The 20,361-nt window shown below is 46.6% G+C and carries 17 protein-coding genes and 1 pseudogene; 9 read left to right on the top strand and 9 right to left on the bottom strand.

The features are described from left to right. The first annotated feature begins 17 nt into the window (after nucleotides 1-17). The 3 genes from MHB46_RS25420 (at nucleotide 18) to MHB46_RS25410 (ending at nucleotide 1,507) form a co-directional block, all read left to right on the top strand. On the top strand, nucleotides 18-437 hold the full coding sequence (locus MHB46_RS25420) for a hypothetical protein (RefSeq protein ID WP_341163893.1): 420 nt from the start codon (nucleotides 18-20) through the stop codon (nucleotides 435-437). A gap of 46 nt (nucleotides 438-483) precedes the next feature. Next, nucleotides 484-1,284, top strand: a complete 801-nt coding sequence (locus tag MHB46_RS25415; protein ID WP_165177153.1) for a hypothetical protein — start codon at nucleotides 484-486, stop codon at nucleotides 1,282-1,284. An 82-nt stretch (nucleotides 1,285-1,366) separates the two neighbouring features. After that, nucleotides 1,367-1,507: a hypothetical protein gene (locus MHB46_RS25410; RefSeq protein WP_023989112.1), complete on the top strand. Its 141-nt coding sequence runs from the start codon at nucleotides 1,367-1,369 to the stop codon at nucleotides 1,505-1,507. A 339-nt stretch (nucleotides 1,508-1,846) separates the two neighbouring features. Here the strand turns inward: MHB46_RS25410 and MHB46_RS25405 are convergent, their stop codons facing one another. After that, complete coding sequence (locus MHB46_RS25405; RefSeq protein ID WP_069289796.1) at nucleotides 1,847-2,764, bottom strand: LysR family transcriptional regulator; 918 nt, start codon at nucleotides 2,762-2,764, stop codon at nucleotides 1,847-1,849. 239 nt (nucleotides 2,765-3,003) lie between these two features. On the opposite strand from MHB46_RS25405, the gene MHB46_RS25400 reads away from it, so the two are divergent. From MHB46_RS25400 to hydG, 3 genes are all read left to right on the top strand, one after another. Next, nucleotides 3,004-4,620, top strand: coding sequence for an alkaline phosphatase (locus tag MHB46_RS25400; protein WP_341163892.1), 1,617 nt, complete (start codon nucleotides 3,004-3,006; stop codon nucleotides 4,618-4,620). Nucleotides 4,621-4,870: 250 nt separating this feature from the next. Further along, nucleotides 4,871-5,929: a [FeFe] hydrogenase H-cluster radical SAM maturase HydE gene (hydE, locus tag MHB46_RS25395; protein WP_223822128.1), complete on the top strand. Its 1,059-nt coding sequence runs from the start codon at nucleotides 4,871-4,873 to the stop codon at nucleotides 5,927-5,929. Nucleotides 5,930-5,978: 49 nt separating this feature from the next. Then, nucleotides 5,979-7,391, top strand: a complete 1,413-nt coding sequence (hydG, locus tag MHB46_RS25390; protein ID WP_013310651.1) for a [FeFe] hydrogenase H-cluster radical SAM maturase HydG — start codon at nucleotides 5,979-5,981, stop codon at nucleotides 7,389-7,391. A 147-nt stretch (nucleotides 7,392-7,538) separates the two neighbouring features. On the opposite strand, the gene hydF is transcribed toward hydG, so the two are convergent. The 8 genes from hydF to MHB46_RS25350 form a co-directional block, all read right to left on the bottom strand. Continuing rightward, nucleotides 7,539-8,792: a [FeFe] hydrogenase H-cluster maturation GTPase HydF gene (hydF, locus tag MHB46_RS25385; RefSeq protein WP_341163891.1), complete on the bottom strand. Its 1,254-nt coding sequence runs from the start codon at nucleotides 8,790-8,792 to the stop codon at nucleotides 7,539-7,541. Beyond that, nucleotides 8,779-10,227, bottom strand: a complete 1,449-nt coding sequence (locus MHB46_RS25380) for an aspartate ammonia-lyase (RefSeq protein ID WP_341163890.1) — start codon at nucleotides 10,225-10,227, stop codon at nucleotides 8,779-8,781. The genes hydF and MHB46_RS25380 overlap by 14 nt, the downstream gene beginning before the upstream one ends. After that, nucleotides 10,224-10,814, bottom strand: a complete 591-nt coding sequence (locus MHB46_RS25375; RefSeq protein WP_341163889.1) for a 4Fe-4S dicluster domain-containing protein — start codon at nucleotides 10,812-10,814, stop codon at nucleotides 10,224-10,226. The genes MHB46_RS25380 and MHB46_RS25375 overlap by 4 nt, the downstream gene beginning before the upstream one ends. Before the next feature lie 65 nt (nucleotides 10,815-10,879). After that, entirely contained in the window at nucleotides 10,880-12,385 is a 1,506-nt protein-coding gene (locus MHB46_RS25370; protein WP_322159837.1) for a [FeFe] hydrogenase, group A, read from the bottom strand. Between the two features lie 32 nt (nucleotides 12,386-12,417). Beyond that, nucleotides 12,418-13,068, bottom strand: coding sequence for a 4Fe-4S dicluster domain-containing protein (locus MHB46_RS25365; protein WP_061831772.1), 651 nt, complete (start codon nucleotides 13,066-13,068; stop codon nucleotides 12,418-12,420). Continuing rightward, the gene (fdhF, locus tag MHB46_RS25360; protein ID WP_165177138.1) at nucleotides 13,065-15,227 is read right to left on the bottom strand and encodes a formate dehydrogenase subunit alpha; all 2,163 of its coding nucleotides are present in this window, start codon (nucleotides 15,225-15,227) and stop codon (nucleotides 13,065-13,067) included. Before fdhF ends, MHB46_RS25365 begins: the two co-directional genes overlap by 4 nt. Before the next feature lie 127 nt (nucleotides 15,228-15,354). Beyond that, nucleotides 15,355-15,837: a DUF2294 domain-containing protein gene (locus MHB46_RS25355; protein ID WP_238807852.1), complete on the bottom strand. Its 483-nt coding sequence runs from the start codon at nucleotides 15,835-15,837 to the stop codon at nucleotides 15,355-15,357. Nucleotides 15,838-16,418: 581 nt separating this feature from the next. After that, nucleotides 16,419-16,844 (bottom strand): MaoC family dehydratase, encoded by a 426-nt coding sequence (locus MHB46_RS25350; RefSeq protein ID WP_028540679.1) that lies wholly within the window; start codon nucleotides 16,842-16,844, stop codon nucleotides 16,419-16,421. 345 nt (nucleotides 16,845-17,189) lie between these two features. Between MHB46_RS25350 and MHB46_RS25345 the strand changes: the two genes are divergently transcribed. The 3 genes and pseudogenes from MHB46_RS25345 to MHB46_RS25335 all read left to right on the top strand — a co-directional run. Continuing rightward, complete coding sequence (locus tag MHB46_RS25345; protein WP_341163888.1) at nucleotides 17,190-18,608, top strand: helix-turn-helix domain-containing protein; 1,419 nt, start codon at nucleotides 17,190-17,192, stop codon at nucleotides 18,606-18,608. A 252-nt stretch (nucleotides 18,609-18,860) separates the two neighbouring features. After that, nucleotides 18,861-19,247: a hypothetical protein gene (locus tag MHB46_RS25340; protein WP_341163887.1), complete on the top strand. Its 387-nt coding sequence runs from the start codon at nucleotides 18,861-18,863 to the stop codon at nucleotides 19,245-19,247. A gap of 535 nt (nucleotides 19,248-19,782) precedes the next feature. Further along, nucleotides 19,783-20,096: pseudogene (locus MHB46_RS25335) on the top strand (NucA/NucB deoxyribonuclease domain-containing protein); the annotation flags it as partial. Nucleotides 20,097-20,361 lie beyond the last annotated feature (265 nt).

Raw genomic sequence — 20,361 nt, 5'->3', positions numbered from 1 at the left:
ATACGAGGTGCAACCACATGATGAACTTTTTCGGTAAAAAGAAAAAACAGCAGGATGCGATAGAACAAGCAGATCAACTGATGAATAAGGGTTTGTCCGGATTATTTATGAAAGGTTTGGTACCCAAAGAGCATCGGGAACAGATCAACCAAAGCCTAAACTCGGCAAGACAAGCTCAAACGGCAGCTAACAGTAGTTTGTCGATGGCGGCGACTGCGGTTGTTATTTCGGTAACAGATACCGGGAAGCTCGTGAATTTTGATCCGATCGTGGTGCTAGTGCTAGATGTGACGGAAGTAAACGGTAATCGATACCCAAAAACGCTGGAAACGCTCGTATCCAAGCTGCAAATTCCGCGGCCTGGAGATACGGTGGGTCTGGGGAGCAATCCGGTAAATCCATCGGAGCTGATTTATATGGGACTGGTGACAGCGTAAATGAGTAGATCGTTTGAACAAATGATTGAAAAAGGGGCTTTGGAGGATGAAAGGATTTTTGAGTATGATCGGGGTACTTTTGGTGTTTGGTGTAGGCTTCTCACCATTTTTGGCTAACTATTTATGGGATGATCCATTTGTGATTATGGATGCCCCGTGGTATAGGCCGTTAATTTATATAGGCTTTGCACTGATTTTTCTACCAGGCATTTTAGGTGTGTTTTTTGGAGGCGGTAAGGTCAAGAAGGGTGTTCCTGGGGTTGGGATCATTACAAGTGTTCAGCAAACAGGGACTTATGTAAACAATCAGCCGCAGGTAAAGCTCGGGTTAACCGTAACCAAACATGGAGAAGACAAATATGCTACTGCGTTGACGACGATTATTCCGTTGACTTCCATGGCTCAATTTCAGCCAGGCTCAATCATTCCGTTGGTCGTATCGGAGAAAGACAAAATGAAAGTAGGACTTGACCTGAAAGGACAGGTGTCGCAAACGGATTTACAAGCGTTAATGAATGAGCAAATGGTTAAGCAGGGCGTATCGCCTGAACTGTTGGAAGTTGCCAAAACCGGTGAGCAGGCATATGCGAAGGTGCTGGATGTCACACCCATGGGGGAAGCAGGACCTAATAAAATTAAGCTTCAGTTTAAGCTGAGTGTAACGAAAAACAACGGCGATACATTTAATGTAACCACGCAAAAGGATGTTTTTTCTTCCCAACTATCCAAACTGCAGCAGGGAAGTATTATAGAGGTCATTTATTCACCTCAAGATCCTTCAAAATTAGTCTTTAAAACACAAGTGAGTGAAGCCGAGGTACAGCAAGCATTTGGTTCTTCTCGATAATAAAAAAGTTTTTCGATACCTGTTTCAGATACAGCCCATAGGTGTATTATAATAGTATCCCGACACCAGGAGGTTGATAACGATGGATAACCAAAGTAGATCCGAACTGGCGAATAGGGATGGCCTGTCACGGCCGAGAGGCTTAAATAGACAGGTTGTCGGAAACAATTATGAAATGGGCTATGATCAGGATAAAAGTCCACCAGATTTAGGGAGACCCTGATCACAAAAAGGCGAGGACAGGCACTTTGGGATCACACAGCACATTGGAACTGAGGTAGGACACTCTTGGGAGACCAAGGCTAGAGACCTTAAGGAAAGAAGTGATGCGGGATGGATAAAGTGGAGTTTCCGAGCAAGCGTAAAGTAATCAGGCGAGGCTGACATGAAATTCAAATGAACATGAAATGTGGTTCGTTGAAGACAGATGGAAGCAACATCGCAACAGTGTAATCGAACCCGTAAAGTAAATGAAGTATTGAAAGTATAGGGGGGAAGCCCCGGGACCGCCTTCTTCTCTGGCTTTGGCTAGGGAGGAAGACGGTCCTTTTCACATTGGAAGCTACTTTTGAGAAAGTTGCTCGACCGTTTCTCGGAAGGTATCAATAAAGGCTTCGGCGGCTTTAGACAAATAACGTCCGTTTCGGTAAGCAATGGCCAGGGTACGGCTAGGGGTAGGTTCGGCGAGTGGCAATAATGCTGGAACAAACTCGCTGCTGGCGGCCCGGGCGATAAAACGGGGGACGAGTGTCACTCCCATACCTGTCGCTACGAGCGATTGGAGCGTCTCCATATTAGTGCTCTCAAACACCACATTAGGTTCAAAGCCCGCTTGATGACACAAATCCATCGTCAGCTTGCGAAAGCCTTGCCCTTTTTTCAGCACGACAAAAGGCTCATCTTTCAGTTCTTCCATATGCACAGGCTGCGGATGGCCTCCTTTTTTACGCAGGGCTAGGGGGTGACCTGGAGGAACGGCAAGATCAATCCACTCTTCACCGATGGGCACATAGGAAAGTGTAGGTTCAACTAATGGAAGAGATAGCAGGCTGAGATCTGTATCCCCACTGGCAGTTTTTTTCTCCAGATTCATGGATGAATCCTCGACTAACACGATTTCAATGTCCGGATGAGCTTTCTTGAATACAGGCAGCACATGCGGCAGCAAATGAGAACCTGTGATAGGCATACTGCCAACCACAACCTTCCCTTTTCGCAGTTGAGAAATGTCGTCCATTTCCTGCCGGAGCTGCTCGACTGCATCGACTATTTTTTTTGCCTTTTCTACAAAGCTTGCTCCTGCATGTGTTAATTCCACCGTGCTGGTGTTGCGTTGAAATAAAAGTACCCCAAGTTCTTTTTCCAGTTTGGATAATTGTTGGCTCAAAGAGGGCTGAGCAATATGCAGTTTTTCTGCTGCGCGTGAGAAGTTTTTTTCCGCTGCAATTTGCAGGGTGTACTGAAGCTGTCTGAATTCCATCGAATTTTGCGCCCCTTGTCTTATAAGCTTTACCTATTACATCATAGACTGATTATACAATAATAAAAAGAAATTCCCAATCTTAACGAATCCCATGTGTCACAAGTTTTATATAGATGAAGCGTTTTTATACAAATAGAGTCTTTTAATACAGATAAGCAATTCATTTAACATTCTCCTGATAAAACGTGATTAATCTTAGTTCTGGTTGTACAAAAAAGTGTCTGGGGGGAAAATGAATGCTAAAATGTTGGGGGATACATACGAAAAAATCGGTGGCTGCACTCGTAGCGACTATGATGCTAGCAGTAAGCGGTGGGACGGCGATGGCAGTCGAAAAGGACACGTCGATTAAAAACGTAATTATTTTGATTCCAGACGGTATGGCTAATGACGCCACTGCACTGGCTAGATGGTACAAAGGCTCCTCCTTAACGTTAGACAGCATGGCAAGCGGCATGGTGCGTACGCATTCTGCGGATGCTCCAATTGCCGATTCTGCTCCAGCGGGTACTGCTTTTGCCACAGGACATAAATCACATACTGGGTATGTAGGTGTCCTTCCTGATGAAGCGACAATGCCTGGACAACAACCCATTGCAGCGGGTGACGCCAAAAAGCCTGTAGCTTCCATTCTTGAGGCTTCCAAGCTGGCAGGGAAATCGACCGGAATTATTGCGACTTCCGAGATTATGCATGCGACACCAGCTGATTTTACCGCACATTATCCTGATCGTAAAAATTATGATGCACTCAGCATGCAGCAAGCCTACAACGGGGTTGACGTAGTGTTAGGTGGAGGCGGCAAGTTTTTGGAGGCAGCAGGCCGTAAAGATGGCCAAGATTTGGTAGCCCAAATTAAAGACCAGGGTTATGACTTTGTCACGACACCTGAAGGGTTGAAAAAATCGACCTCCAGCAAGCTCTGGGGCAGCTTTTCTCCCGAAGCCCTTGAGTATAACCTGGATCGCGATGTATCCAAGGAACCTAGTCTGGCGGAAATGACATCGAAAGCAATTGATGTGTTGTCCAAAAACGATAAAGGCTTCTTCTTAATGGTAGAAGGCAGTAAAGTGGATTGGGCCGCCCATGCAAATGATCCAACCGGAATTATCAGTGACGTGCTTTCATTTGACGATGCAGTGAAAGTTGCTGTGGATTACGCCAAACAAAACCAAAATACAGTCGTCGTAGCAGTGACAGACCACGGAAATGGTGGATTGACGATTGGTAGCAGCGATACAACTAGCAATTATGATAAAACACCTTTAGCTTCTTTTATAGACCCGCTGAAAAAAGCGAAGCTGACGGGTGAAGGCTTGGAAGCCAAGCTGAATGCAGATCGCAGCAATATTAAAGAGGTGCTTTCCACATATTTTGGCATCACCGATTTGACAGACGAAGAAGTAAAAACCATTAAAGATGCCAAAGAAGGCAGCATGAACTATGCTGTCGGACCGATCATTAGCAAACGTGCGAATATTGGCTGGACTACAGGCGGACATACAGGAGGCGATGTCGTGTTGTACACGTATGCGCCGAACGGAGACCGTCCAACCGGTGTAATTGACAATACAGATGTCAATAAATATATGACACGTGTGCTTGGACTGGATTTGGATACGGTCAGCAAGCAGTTGTTTGTTCCTGCAAAAGCCGCTTTTGAAGCTAAAGGAGCCAAGTTTACTGCGGACACGAAAGTCATTACAGTGACCAAAGGCAGTAACAAGTTGGAGCTTCCAGTATACAAAAATATAGCTACGCTGAATGGTAAAAATACCACGCTCAACGGTGTAGTTGTATTTAACGGCGTTGATTATTTTGTACCCCAGCAGGCGATTGATTTGATTCAGTAGTAAGCAGAACCATCGACAAGGGCTGTTTCTTCCATTAGAGGAAGAGACAGCTTTTTTGTGTGTTGATATAAATGTGTATTTTTTGGGGCAGAAGTTGGAGGCGGTTTTTATAAAATGGGATTTTTTGTGAAACTAATCACGTTATAAGCTCTCCGATATTGCTAGAATAATACATGTACGGTACAAGCCGCTGATGATGTGAAGTCCGGATGGACGAGGGAAGAAGGGATGAGTCACGGACGAATTATTACTGCGTCTAGCTGACGGCAAGGAATGGACGCATACGGAAATGATGGAGCTGCTGACACGTCTGGATGATGAGCCGACGCTGCGGGCTCAACTGAGACACCTGGCAGCTCGCACCAAATTGGAGCGCTATGGCAAAGGTGTTTTTTTACGGGGATTAATTGAATTCTCCAGTATATGTCGTCAGGACTGCATGTACTGTGGGCTGCGCGCTTCGAATAAACAGGCAGATCGTTACCGTTTGCAGCCAGAAGAAATTCTGGCCTGTTGTGCGGAGGGGTATGAACTCGGTTATCGGACCTTTGTGCTGCAAAGTGGGGAAGATTACTGGTTTACAGCAGCCCGGCTGACGAAATTGATTCGGGAAATTAAAAGCCGTTTTGCGGATGTGGCGGTTACACTGTCCATCGGTGAACGGGATGATGAAACTTATGAGCAATTATACGAGGCTGGCGCGGATCGTTTTTTGCTGCGGCATGAGACAGCTTCTCCCCATTTGTACGCCAAGCTGCATCCGACGATGACGATGGAAAGCAGGCGCAGCCGTCTGCTGGCTTTGCAACGAATCGGTTTTCAGATCGGGGCCGGATGTATGGTGGGGTTACCAGGACAAACGAATAGTGAATTAGCAGACGATTTGGTCTATCTACACAGCCTATCACCAGATATGATCGGGATTGGTCCCTTTTTACCGCATAGCAACACGCCGCTTCGGGATGCCAGTCAGGGGAGCATGGAAAAGGCACTTGATATTATTTCGTTATCCCGATTGGTCGTTCCAGATGCACTTATTCCGGCGTCTACGGCAATGGGAACGATTCATCCCCAAGGCAGGGAGAAGGCGCTTCAGGCGGGAGCGAATGTGGTGATGCCCAATTTGTCGCCACTGGCGGTGAGACCTAAGTACGCGATTTATGAGAATAAAATATGTTTGGGCGATGAGTCTGCCCAATGTCGACATTGCCTGGAACTGCGGATTCGCGGAGCGGGATTTGAAGTCGATATGGGGCGCGGCGATAGTTTGAGGGTGCAACGACAGCTTATGAGACAGGAAACTTTGTGAGGCCATAACGGAAACATTGCAGTAACCATAAATAAGGAGATGGGTATACGTGAGTGGAGTACGAGAGAAAGTGTCGGCGGATTTTATTAATGAAGCAGAGATTATGGCGGCAGTGGAGCAGGGGAAACAAGAGGCAACAGATCGACACCGTATTTTAGAAATTTTAGAAAAGGGGAGAGCCTGCCGGGGACTGAGTGCGAGTGAAGCGGCGGCTCTTTTGCATGTGGATGATCCTGAATTATTGGAAGAGATGTTCAAATCTTCGAGAGCAGTCAAAGAACAAATTTATGGCAACCGGATTGTGCTGTTCGCCCCTTTATATGTAAGCAACCACTGCGTGAATAACTGTGAATATTGTGGTTATAAACATACCAATGACAGCTTTACTCGTAGCCGTCTGACACCGGAGGAATTGGTGGAGGAGGTTAGAGTGCTTCAAGAACTGGGACACAAGCGGCTCGTGCTGGAAGCGGGGGAAGACCCAGTCCATTGTCCCATTGACTATATCGTCGATTGTCTGCGTCAGATCTATGAGGTCAAGGTAGATAACGGCAGCATACGGCGGATCAATGTGAATATTGCATCCACAACCGAGGAGGACTATCGGAAGCTGGCAGAGGTGGGCATTGGTACGTATATTTTATTTCAGGAAACGTACCATCGGGAAAGCTATCGTAAATTCCACCTACAGGGACCAAAGCGGGACTTTGATTGGCACACCACCGCAATGGACAGAGCCATGCGTGCGGGTATAGATGATGTGGGGATCGGTGTGTTGTACGGCTTGTATGATTTCCGCTATGAGACCGTAGCGATGCTGAAACATGCCGAACACTTGGAAGAAGCCTTTGGCTGTGGCCCTCATACGGTTTCAGTTCCACGATTGCGTCCGGCTGAAAATGTAGATCTGGAGCGATATCCGTACCTGGTCAACGATGAGGATTTTATGAAAATTGTATCCGTTCTTCGACTGGCTGTTCCTTATGCTGGCATGATCCTGTCCACTCGCGAGGAGCCAGAATATAGGGACCGCGTCATTGGTCTAGGCGTGTCGCAGATTAGTGCAGGTTCAGCTACAGGCGTAGGTGCATATGCAAAACAGGAAACTGATGATAAACCTCAATTTGAGGTGGGGGATCATCGCTCACCATCGGAAATTATTAAAAGTTTGTGCCGTGGCGGATATATGCCGAGCTACTGCACAGCTTGCTACCGTGAGGGGCGAACTGGGGATCGTTTCATGGAGCTTGCCAAATCAGGACAAATTCATAATGTGTGCCAGCCGAATTCGCTGCTGACCTTCCAAGAATATCTGCTGGATTATGGGGATGAGGAGGCGCGTGAACTGGGAGCTGCCGCTCTGCGAGAGAATCTGGAGCGTATACCACGTGAATCGACGCGCCGTTTGACGCTTGACAGACTGGAACGACTGGAAGCAGGCGAACGTGATTTGTATTTTTAGTAATTTATATTATTCGTAGTATCATTTCACGCTATGAAAATTCTCATGATTTATAATAGAACTTGAAAATGAAAAGCAGTCGCGTTGGAATCAGCGCGACTGCTTTTGTGTGTCTGGAAAAAAATATTAATGATGAGATGAGGTCTTTTAGGAATAACTGCCGGCTTCTACAGCTTGCTCCCATGCCAGCATAGCAGATGGGAAGCATTCAATAGCACGGGGAAAGACCCCCTGTACATAAGCGATGAAAATACCATAATTCACAATCGGCACCCCGGCAGCTTTTGTTTCCGACATTCGATGAAGCATCGTACGCCGATTGAGCATGCATGCACCGCAATGAATAACCAGTGCGTATTCGCTCAGATCATCAGGGAAGCTGGAGCCGGATGCATGCTCGATGATGAGACGTTTGCCTATCGTTTGGCGGAGCCAGCGGGGAATTTTCACTCGACCAATATCGTCAGATTGGCATTGGTGAGTGCAGGCTTCGGCAATGAGTACACGGTCTCCATCCTTGAGGCGATCAATGGCTCTTGCACCTCGTACCAGTTCGTCCAGATCGCCTTTATGACGGGCAAACAGGATGGAAAAAGAGGTAAGAGGCACATCCTTGGGTGTGTCGGCCGCTACTTTCATAAAAACCTGTGAATCGGTAATGACCAAGCGAGGCTTACGTCCCAATCTCTCCAGCGTCAATCGTAGTTCATGTTCTTTGGTCACTACAGCGATGGCATCACTCTCTAGTGTATCGCGGATTGTTTGCTGCTGTGGCAGGATCAATCGGCCTTTTGGTGCAGCTTTGTCGATGGGAACGACCAGCACAACAACATCGCCGGGTGACAACAGGTCACCGACGATACGGAAACGATCCTCGTTTTGAGGGAGCGTATTAGTAATAGCCTTCTTCAGTTCCGTGTCTCCCCAAAGCAAAGATGCACTGAATGGAATCAGGGTGAGATCCAGTTCAGTTGCCAGCTTTGTAGCCGTTTTATTTGATTCAGTAAGGGTATCTATTTTATTCAATACCCCAATAACAGGAATCTTTTTGGTGCGGAGCTTTTCGAGTAGCTCATGCTCGAATGGTCCGACACCAACGGTGGCGTCGATAACGAGCAGGGCCAAGTCTGTACTATTAAGTATTTCGAGCGTTTTGTTGCGGCGCAGCTCTCCGATCTCACCCTCATCGTCCAGTCCGGCGGTATCCACCAGAACAATGGGACCCGCAGGGAGCAGCTCCATTGGTTTGAAAACGGGGTCCGTGGTCGTACCACCTACAGGAGATACCACAGCGGCGGGCTGACCGGTCAGGGTGTTCAGAATGCTGGATTTGCCTGCGTTGCGGCGACCGAGCAGGACGATATGTGGTCGGTTGCTACGAGGGGTATCATTCATTCCCATGATGAGTTCCTTCTTCCTGTCCCGGAATTCCGGGCTTGGTTACTGTATAGGGATGGCATAATTGCTCAATCCGCGAACGGGTCAGTAGGCCGCGATCTTCTACAATATCCTCTGGTGCGCGACCTTGCACAATGGCTGCAGATGCAATAGAGGCAGCTTCATCATAGCCAAGCTCCGCGACCAGCGCAGAAGCCATCACGGCTGAGTTACGCAGATTTGTAGTACAGCGTTCCTCACGCACGATCAGGCCGCGCACACATCGCTCCTCGAATAGTCGAACCGCGCTGTTCAGAATATGTAGCGATTCCAGCAGCGATTCGGCAATCAGCGGCAGGAATGCGTTTAGCTCCAGCTGACCGGAGGCAGCGGCCATAGTGATAGCCGCATCTTCGGCTATCACACGCATGGCTGTGAGTCCTGCCATTTCAGCTATTACCGGATTGACCTTGCCAGGCATAATAGAGGATCCCGCCTGAACTGGAGGCAGCGTGTATTCGCCAAAACCACCGAAAGGACCAGAGGCCAGTAGGCGAAAATCGCCAGATATTTTGTACAGATTCACGGCGGCTGATTTGAGTAGACCGGACACCTCCACAAAGACATCCATATTTTGAATCGGGTCCATTGGGTGGTCACTGCGACTCAGTCCAAAGCCAGTCTCATCCGCCAGCTTTTCGACCATCCGATAGCTGTATGCGCGGGGCGCGTTCATACCTGTGCCAATCGCCGTGCCCCCAATAGGGATTTCCCGTAGCCGCTCTTCAGCTTTATAGAGACGCCAGCGGTCGCGCGCTATAGCCTTTGCGTAGGCACCAAAGCCCTGCCCGGCCATCATGGGCAGGGCATCCATTAGCTGAGTGCGGCCTAGCTTGAGCAAGTCGGCATATTCTGTTTCTTTGTGCTGTAAAGCATCCTGTAACGAAGACATCGTGTCACATAAAGGCCGAAGCAGCCGTATCGCTGCAATTCGTAGCGCTGTCGGATAGACATCATTCGTAGACTGGCAGCAGTTCACATCATCTAGCGGATGTAAAATCTCATACTGCCCTGGTCTGCCTCCCAGCTGTACGATGGCCAAATTAGCAATGACCTCATTTACATTCATATGGGTACTGGTGCCTGCGCCGCCTTGCATGGCATCCACGGTAAACATATGTTGATGCCTCCCGGCGAGTATTTCGTCGCAGGCATTTACAATGGCAGAGGCCCGTTGGGCAGGAATTCGTTTCTGCTCACCATTTACTTGAGCGGCTACTTTTTTTACCAACACAAGAGCGTGGATCAAGTTTTGGTTCACGGGCCTGCCACTGACCGCAAAATTGTTCATCGCGCGTGCAGTGTGAATACCGTAAAAGGCATCTGCGGGAATTTCCATCTCTCCTAGCGCATCCCGCTCGGTTCGCATATTTGTAGGCAGAGGGAAACCTTCGGTCATAGACCCGTTGCCGGAATGCGTGTCATATGCAGTAGCTGACGTGCACTTGCAGCGCGTTTTTCCTCTACCCGGGCATGAACCAGATCTGGCTCGACCAGCTTGAGGGCTTGTGTTGGACATTTACCAATACAGGCCGGACCGCCGTTCACGCCTTCGCACAAATCACATTTACTGGCAATCATGCGTTCTTTGGGTTGCAAACGACCTGACATATTGGTATACAATCCGTCCTGCACTACAGGCTGCCCGTTTCGATACTCGGGTACCATGGTAATCGCGCCGTAAGGGCAGGCGATCATGCAGGTTTTACAGCCAATGCAGCTTTCACTATTAATGAGAATGCAGCCATCTGCATTCGTAATGGAGCCGTTCGGACAAGCGTTGGCGCATGGGGCATCCTCACAGTGACGACACTGAACGGGTGCAGTGACTCCAAATGATTTGATAACCTTCAGACGAGGGTGAAAATGAAACTCATCATCCGGCGAGATAAAAGGGTTCTCCGCTGAATGTGCGATGACACATGCGATTTCACAGGTACGACAGCCGATACACTGATCGGGATCAGCTAAAACAAAACGGTTCATACAATTCGACTCCTCTCTAACTAACGACAAATATAATGTATACAGCATAAAAATAACTTAACGTATTAATGAATGGAGTAACCCGTATCCCCTTTGGTGGAAATAGTGCTACTGCGGCTTTGCTTGCCGGGCCCCCGTTGTTGGAAGGTCGTGTGCAGCAGATGATGCGACACATGACCCAGCGGCTCACCTAAAAATTCATCATAAAGTTTGATGATGTGAGGGTTCTCATGCGATTTTCGTACCTGGTGTGCAGCATCATGTCCATAGATGGAGGATTTACGTGCCCGATAAGCTTCAATTCGTTGCTTTTCTAACATGAGCTTGGGTTGTCCCCCTCCGCTGATACATCCAGCAGGGCAGCCCATCACCTCAATAAAATGATAATCACATTCGCCCGCCTGGACACGATCCAATAGCTGATAGGCATGTTGTAGCCCGGCGACGACAGCTACCTTGAGCTGGAGCTTGCCTACCTGAACCTCAGCTACTCGAATGCCTTCCTCACCACGAACAAAATCGAGTTGGAGCTTCGGCAGTTTTTCATTTGTCAGCAGCTCGTAACCTGTACGGATGGCAGCTTCCATGACTCCTCCGGTGACTCCAAAAATGGAGCCTGCACCTGAATATTGTCCTAACGGTGAATCGAATTCTTCATCAGGCAGGTTCGCAAAATCAATTCCGCGTTGCTTGATCCAGTATGCAAGTTCACGCGTGGTCAATACCTCATCCACATCACGATAACCGTCAGATTCCATTTCGGGACGATCGCACTCAAATTGTTTACAGGTACATGGCATGATGGCAACGCTGTATATATTCGCAGGTTCCACCTTGTCTAGTTGTGCGCCATAAGATTTGATTAGCGCTCCTAACATTTGCATCGGAGATTTGCAGCTGGATAGATGGTCTAGCAGATCGGGATATTCTATTTCTGCAAATCGGACCCATGCTGGACAGCAGGATGTGAACATGGGTAAGGGACCGCCTTCGGTCACGCGACGAATCAATTCAGTGCCTTCCTCCATGATGGTCACGTCAGCTCCAAAGTTGGTGTCGTATACTCGATCGAAGCCAAGGCGGCGCAAAGCAGCAGCCATTTTCCCAGGCGTCAAGGTGCCGAACGGCATTCCGAATTCCTCCGCGAGTGAAACACGAATGGCAGGAGCACATTGGACGATCCGAAACTGTCCAGGTTTGGTCATCATATCGGCTACCTTATTCAAGTTGTAGCTATAATAGGCAGCGAATAGCGGCTCTCTGATGTCGGCAGGCATATCGCGTTCTTGGATACGTTCCAGCCGTCTAGCGGCGCCTTCCTGCGGAGATGAACCTGCCCAGTCAGATGCGTATACGCTGCATATTTGTACACATTGACCGCAAATAACACATCGGTCTGCATTAACGGTTTGCGGTTCTCCGGGCAGTCCCTCTATGGCATCTACTGGACAAACCCCAGCACAACGTCTGCATCCCGTGCAGAGCGTAGGGTCAATATGAATGACAGGGTCTGTGCAATCAGTCGTCTTCATACAAGGAGGTGAAGAGATCTTGTCTATTGTGGTTGACATGTTTTTCTACCTTTCTGCGGCTGATTTTGACCTTATAGGCGTGGGAAAAAGACTTCCCGCCGAGGCTCTGGAGGTGAGTCGGATATACCTTTGGCCAGCCGTAGGACATGATTCGGGCAGGCCTCTACACATGCAGGCTGTCCGTTCTCTGTTTCCGCGCACAGATCGCATTTGCTTGCCGCGGTGCGGGGAAGGGCGACTCGATTTGCACGGTGAGTCAGGCCGGACTGCGTTACAACGTGTCCTGCCCGGTAGACCGGAGACACCTCAATTGCCCCGAAGGGGCAGGCCAAAACACAGGAGGTACAGCCGATACATCGTTCCTCATCTATCATAACGACGCCGTCCTCCTGACGAATGGCCTGTACCGGACAGGCATGTGCGCAGGGGGCATTTTCGCAATGCCGGCATTGCACCGGCACATACATATCCCCTGTACGTACAACATACACCTTGGGTACAACAGGTACGCTGACGGTTCCGACCGAAGCTCCTATACCGTTAGCCTGACTGTGAACGGCGAAGCACGCCAGTTCACAGGCTTTGCAGCCGATGCACTGCCCGGCGTCTGCGACTACAAAAGAAGAAGCAACAGCGCTTGTTCTACTGGCTGCTCCCATTCTACTCGTCGAAGCTGACCGGTTATCTGTCGGACGGTGCATCATATTCCCTGTGCCGCTCATCTCGTCACCTTATCAGCCAAAACAGCTTCCTGGACGTTCATCTGTCTGCGAATCCGTTGGTACGATTCATGTACATCACGTTCGGCCTGCGCTTGGTCGGCGATCCGTTCCAGACGGATGGCGCAGTATTTTAATTCCGGGGTTTTGGATACCGGATCGAGAAAATCAGCGGTCAGCTCGTTACATGCTCCAACCCACCAGTGATAGGTCATGTAGGTCGCACCTTGTTGCACACGGTCACTGATTTGTGCCCGTGCCATGATGCGTCCCCGACGGGAGGATATGGCAACAATTTCGCCATCCCGAATATTCAGATCTGCTCCGTCTTCTGGGCTAATCTGAATAAAGCCAGGCTCATCAGACAACTGGCGCAGCGCGCGGCAATTGCCTGTCATAGTTCGCACGGAATAGTGACCTACCTCACGGACTGTGGACAAGACAAGCGGGTATTTTGCATCCGGTTGTTCTTGTGGCGGACGCCATTCGCAGGCGAATAATCTGCCTTTGCCACTAGGTGTCGAGAATTGATTTCCCTTATACAAATACGGTGTACCTGGATGATCCTCGGTAGGGCAAGGCCATTGAACGCCGCCTTGCTGCTCCATTTTTTGGTAGCTGGCACCCGAGAATAATGGGCTGAGGCTGCGCATTTCATCCCAAATTTCCTCTGTGTTTGCATAGGACATAGGGTAGCCCATGGCGGTAGCAACCTCGCTAATAATGGCCCAGTCTGGCTTAACATCACCCTGTGGCTCAACGGCTTTACGGATGCGCTGAAAGCCCCGATCTGCCGAAGAATATACACCGTCATGCTCGCCCCAAGCAGTAGAAGGGAGGATGACATCGGCGTGCAGCGCTGTTTTGTTCATGAAAATATCCTGAACCACGACAAATTCCAATTGGTCTAGGGCTTCACGCAACTCGGCGGCGTTCGGATCACTTTGTACAGGGTCCTCTCCGAAAATGTAATAAGCTTTCAGCTTGTTCTCCTTCAGGATGAGGTGCGGTACCTCTGTAAGTGGATAGCCTTTTTTACGCGGCAGCTCAACACCCCATGCTTTTTCAAACTTTTTGCGGACTGTGTTGTCTGTTACATCCTGATAGCCAGGATACACATTCGGCAAAGCGCCCATATCGCAGGAACCCTGTACATTGTTTTGTCCCCGTACTGGTCCGATACCGACATTCGGCTTGCCCAGATTTCCCGTCAACAGTGCAAGGGAAGCGAGCCCCTTTACCACATCAACGGCCTGTGAAAATTGACATACGCCCATTCCGTACAAAATTGTAGCGGTAGGGGCCTTTGCATATTCCCTCATAGCCGCGCGGATATCGGCCGCCTTGACCCCCGTAATGCCTTCCGCATATTCGGGAGTATATTTTTTAATGCTGTCTACGTATTCGGCAAAGCCTTCTGTGTTTGCTTCCACATATCGTTTGTCGTACAGTCCTTCATGCACAAGTACATGACCAAAAGCGTTCACCAAAGCCATGTTTGAACCGCCCTTTAGGGGTAGCCACATATTCGAAATACGAGCTGTTTCGGTCATGCGCGGATCGCATACAATAATCTTGGCGCCTCTTTGCTTGGCAGCTACAATGCGTCTTGCGACGATTGGATGTGTTTCGGGTGCATTATATCCAAACACGAAAATGAGATCAGAGTGTTCAATTTCAGGAATAGAGTTGGACATAGCTCCATCTCCGAGCGAGTAAGTCAAACCTGCCACAGAAGGGCCGTGGCATACACGAGCGCAATGGTCAATATTGTTCGTGCCAATGACCGCCCGCATGAACTTTTGCATGACATAATTGGCTTCATTTCCCGGACCGCGTGCGGAGCCCGTTCCCATAATGGAGTCGGGTCCGTATTTTTCCTTAATTGCTGACAGCCGTTCGGCAGTATATTGAATGGCTTCCTTCCACTCCACTTCCTCCATAACTCCATTTTTGCGAATCATGGGCTTGCGCAAGCGTGCAGTCAGAATTTGTGGGTCATTCAAAAAATCCCATCCATAGTGTCCTTTCAGACACAACGTTCCTTCATTCGTACGACCACCAGCCGGCTCTGCGCCAATTACCTGTCCTTTTTCCACCAGCAAATGAAGCTGACAACCGCTCCCGCAGTAGGGACATACGGTCAATACCTTGTCTGCCATAAGTGCAGCACCTCTTTTATATGAAATAGATGAAACTCGTAACATAAAAAAAGCCAATACAAAAATGCCGCTTTACGCTGCATCCTGTACTGGCTTATCCGCGAGCGAGGAGACAAGCTCCTTCCCGCTAATCCAACCGGTGTATGTGTTGTAGTTCTAGAGAAATGATAATGTGTCCGTCTCCATGGACGGAGGGGCAGACCTCCCAAGTATAAGTGAAGGGACTGCCGAGTGTTTTTTCGGCTTCGTTCATAAACTCCTTTTCCAGATAGGGACGAAGGACGTTCCAATATTCCCTGACCTTGTCCTCGGCCCCTTCATGAACGAGAATTTCGGACAAATTAGACAATGTACCTCGAATTTCTACCGTAATCCGGAGCGGCGAATCCAGTGAAACCTTGACGTTGTCCGGTCCTTTTCCACGGTAGTGCTTGACAATACATACGGCCAACTTCCTGATGCGCTCACGGTATTCCAATTCGGTATTCAACATCTGGACACTCCGCTTCGAATCAAAATAAAGGCGTACTTGCCGCGCATGCCAGACAGCCTGTGTAGCTGGTTTTAGAACAAAACGTAACCGTCCCGACCCAAGTGGTCTGCCCAGCACGGCGTATCACCCTTCTATGGTAGAACAGGTTGACTCGGAAAGATGTGAAATTCATTACACTGAACCAAAAATTTACATAGATTAGACCGCTCTTGAAGTAGCTATACTTCTATCGTTTGTATGATGCTCCTCATTCCGTCGTGTTGTTTGTACAGTTCCAATACAAAAGCAGTTGAATGACATACTATGGGCTGAGATTAGTAAATGGCATTCTCAAAGCCCTCTATACTGAAATAGCTCAGTGCGAATCTCAGAGATTTATAGTAAATTATTCATTTATATGATTTGCAATATCAATTTTTATTTTTCACATTGGACGGAAATGCTAGTCGAACTCCAGAAGGCATAGATATGTTATCCAAAATGGTGGTAAAGTACGGGTTCAAGATGTAGAATCTATGCGATATTCAGTTTGTAGAAGGGCAACGCCAAGGTCGCCAAATGAAGACTTAGTAGGAATTACTGCAACGTGTGGCTGAACATGAAGCCGCAAGTCAAGCCACGTTAGAATAAAGAGAAGAGGTCCGTGCTAAAATGCATGGACCTCTTCAAACTTGTAATAATTGATTTTTTATGAAACTTTACTGTTTAACCAGAACGGATAAATCGCCTTCAAAAACTTGCTCCTCTTTGTTGTTGAAAGTCGACAGCAATACAGTAACGAGTCCTGTTCCATTCCTCATCTCTTTTACTCCAATCACTTCAACAATGGTGTACAATTCGTCGCCTGGATATACTGGTTTAATAAATTTAATATTATTCATAGCAGTTCCAGCAATAACCTCATCACCGTAACTGCCTGTTTCAACCCAAAGCTTAAAAGAAACAGCTAATGTTTGAATTCCTGAAGCGATAATTCCATTAAATCTACCTTGTAATGCTTTCTCTTCATCTAAATGCATATATTGCGGGTCAAACTCCCTTGCAAATCTGGTAATATCCTCTTTAGTTAATTTTAAAGACTTGGTTTTAAATACTTGTCCGATATAAAATTCATGAAACCGCATTATTACACCTCTTGATTAAATTATTTGCTTATTTATAGAGTAGCATAATATCACCAATCATTTGTAGTCCCACTCAGCAAGTAACCCTCCGTACTTTTGTACAGTCAGATCAATGTAAGTGTCTGCTTTTTGAAGGATTATATTTCCATTAACATAAGTCTCACCGGTAACAGTGGCAGGGTTATTTGACTTCAATGCAGAGTGACTCTTTGGAACTGCTTATTTTATATACTTCGACATTCGATGCAAATAAATAAAAATTATTGACAACTGTTAAATTATGGACAACAATAGAATGCAATAATATATAAATATTGGTACTTCTGTATGGAGGGTGGTTTATCTATGAAAGTTACACCCACGATTAGAGCAGAATTGGAACAATATCTAAAACAAGAAGGTTTGAGCATGATGGAGTTTGGGCATATAGCGGGCATGAATAGGGGGATAGTAAGTAGCATAGTGTCAGGCAATAAATCTATGTCTGTTAACCAGATAGATCGCATTACCGAGGCTATGGGGTTACCGGAAGGTCACTTTTATGACTTGTTCATAGAAAACTACATCATCGACCATCCTCCGAATATGAGACGAATCGAGCCATTTTTGTTTCGCTGTGCGGAGTTGGACAAGTTGGATGCAATCCGTCGAGTGGTGGGAGCCATCATGGACAATCTACTGTATTCGCCCAAACTGTTTGACATTGCGGAAACCCTATTCGCTCAAGGACGCCATGCTGCGGCGTTGCTGCTCTATGAGGGGGTAGCTGAAGCGGAGAAATATCAACATTCAGAACGATTGGCAGTCTGTCAATATCGTATATTCACGATTCAGATTGGTGACGACCAAAGCCGCAACCACAAGGCAGCTATACTATTTGAGCCTTATGTCGAGCGCCTAGATGATTTAGAACAACTTGATGCGTTAAAGGATTTGGCTAATGTGTACAGGTCTTTGCGTAAGTGGGACAAGGTTGAGGAAATGGCAAGGCAAATGAGAGGGAAAGCTGAAGTACAATATTCTATAAAGCATCAGCAGAAGAATCGAAAGAACAGGGAGCATGAAAAGGAAACCAGAAATCCGTTATTTGGATACATTGCTTACGCCGATTTGTTGTGTGCTAGTGTTTGTGAAGCCCAAGGCGATTATCAACAAGCTCTACTATATACATACGCCTATGCGAATTTAGATTGGGTTAAAGAGACTGATGAAGATACTCAACACTGGGTAAACTTGTTCAGTCAGTGGGCAGAAGGTAACACGTACGTCAATAAACTCCTGTCTGGAGATGTTAGCGTGCTGCCAGACTATGTTGAATATATAGCGGCAACATCAACCGCTAACGAAAATGAGAAACTCTCAAAGCTGTTGAACGTTATGATAGCGGCTAACCGATATGAAATAGATGTGGATGATGTCCTTTCACGTTTTGAAACAAATATTAATTCATTTGCTCAACTCCCAACATCATCTGATATATATACCCAACAAGTAATACCAGACTATTTCGCATGGTTTGCTTACGAAATGGCTCATTATTATTTACATCGGGTGAAATACAGTGATGGCTTTAAATACTTGATGTATGCAATGGCAAAGTCACATATAATAACTAATGAAACAAACTTTATAAATTGTATTGGTCTGTTTATGCGTTTTCAAGTCCATGCGACTCCTGAAATCAAAACAGAGCTCTCCAATCTAATTGAAAAGGTGTGGTTAAGTAATGTTGAAAAAAATGGCATTGTTAATTGTTGCGAGTAGCTTTTTGTTTTTTATAACTGTACCGGCTCACAATCATGAGCAGCTTATTCAGACCCTTGTACAAATTGGGGGATTCTAAAGCTAAAGAAAGCTCTGCCGACCATAAGGTTAGCAGAGCTTTCTTCAATGCAGGAATTACCACAGAATTCACCGAAGTAGTTGAATTTAGAGTAGATATGAAAAGAACTACCAGATTGTAGTCGGAAGTCTCTTTCAGGTAGACCAAATCAAAAAAAAATAGGAGGGGAATTTATGAAGAAAAGAATATTTCTTTTCTCGATTTTATCTTTAGCTATAGCAACTACGGTAGGGGTTGCTTCAGCTTCAGTAAGTACAACTAGCGAAAACACCATAATTTCTCAAAGATCGGGTGGAAGCGCAACTGTAGGAGAATCCTTTAATGTCCCTAAAGGATGGGGTCATGTTAAACTTCGTATGAAGAATCACTCTGATCATCCAGTAAAGGTGAGTTTAATTCACGACGGTTCAAACAAACTATATATTGATGCATTAGTAATCACTCCTCACGACACAGTTACTTGGAAATCTACTGATGAAGGTATCACCAACGGTTTGCGTTCTGGATACTACACACTTCAGTGGAGAGGCAGCGATTATAAAGTTAATGGGGAAACATAGGGAGTGGCTGGTTCACAGCCTGGAGACATCTAACTTGTCCAAGCTAAGCGACGTTATTGGGTGGGTGGATGATGCGTCGTTCAAGATAGTAAGGGAATTAGTCTCTTAATTGGTTTGTGGGAATTTCTTTATTATCGAGCAGTTTGAATTTAGAGTAGATGTAAAGATGGGCTCGGCTGGATTGATTTTGAGGGTTCTTTTCCCACAGGAACAGGCTTTGCAAATGCAAGTAGTGACGTGGCTAATCCAAAAGGTGTTATAACTCCACAAGCTTACACAGAGCATGTCATTAATTATGCAAGAAACAAGCAATTTAAAACTTGGGCAAATGATTAGGAAGACTATGCAGCTACAGGAGTAGGTTATTAGGACTTGAACTTCCTAAATGGGTATAGGCACGATTCAATCTCTATTAGTTATACCGACTCCACATGCGAATTATTAGCAGGATGCACCCGTTACAAAATTCAAACTTATAATTATTCCACATATTAATAGACCATCGGTAGCAAGCCAATAAGCAGTAGCTGAGTATACACTGGAGTTTCCGAGTTCGCGCTATCCAGAAATGGGAGCACACAACAAAGATGCTATAGCAGCCGGCCATTCTGCTGTATGTACTATTGAACGGGACGGAGCTGAAGAAACTCGGAAGAGTCTTTAAAAGATGTTCCTACAAAAAAAGTGATTTGACCGCGACGAGTGACCGATGGCGATGTGCGCTGAAGGTGGCGCAGGTGCTGATATCCGATACATAACCCTTAGTACAACAGGGGAACAGGATCTTGGGTAAGTAGTCAGTTAAATAAGTATAATGATGGTACAAAGGTGAGTTTTATTGTGAAATAAGGATGAGAGACGCTACTGGTTATCAGCCGATAGAGTCTTTTTTTATACCCATTAAAAAATAAATATGCAAATATTTAGATTATATTTATAGATTAGCAAGTTTATGTTTAGACACAATTCCTCAATTAAATTATTCTTAGTTCTATTAAACCTATTGGAGGATTATTTAATGAAGAAAGCATGTATAACAATTTTATTTTTAGTTCTTTTATCTCTTCCCTTATCCAATGTTTTTGCAGCCGAAGCAGAGTATTCAGAAAATCTA

It is taken from the genome of Paenibacillus sp. FSL H7-0703, from assembly GCF_038003485.1.
In the GTDB taxonomy this organism is placed as follows: domain Bacteria; phylum Bacillota; class Bacilli; order Paenibacillales; family Paenibacillaceae; genus Paenibacillus; species Paenibacillus polymyxa_B.
The sequence above is the reverse complement of the archived record's forward strand: the minus strand, read 5'-3'. Positions and strand labels throughout refer to the sequence as shown.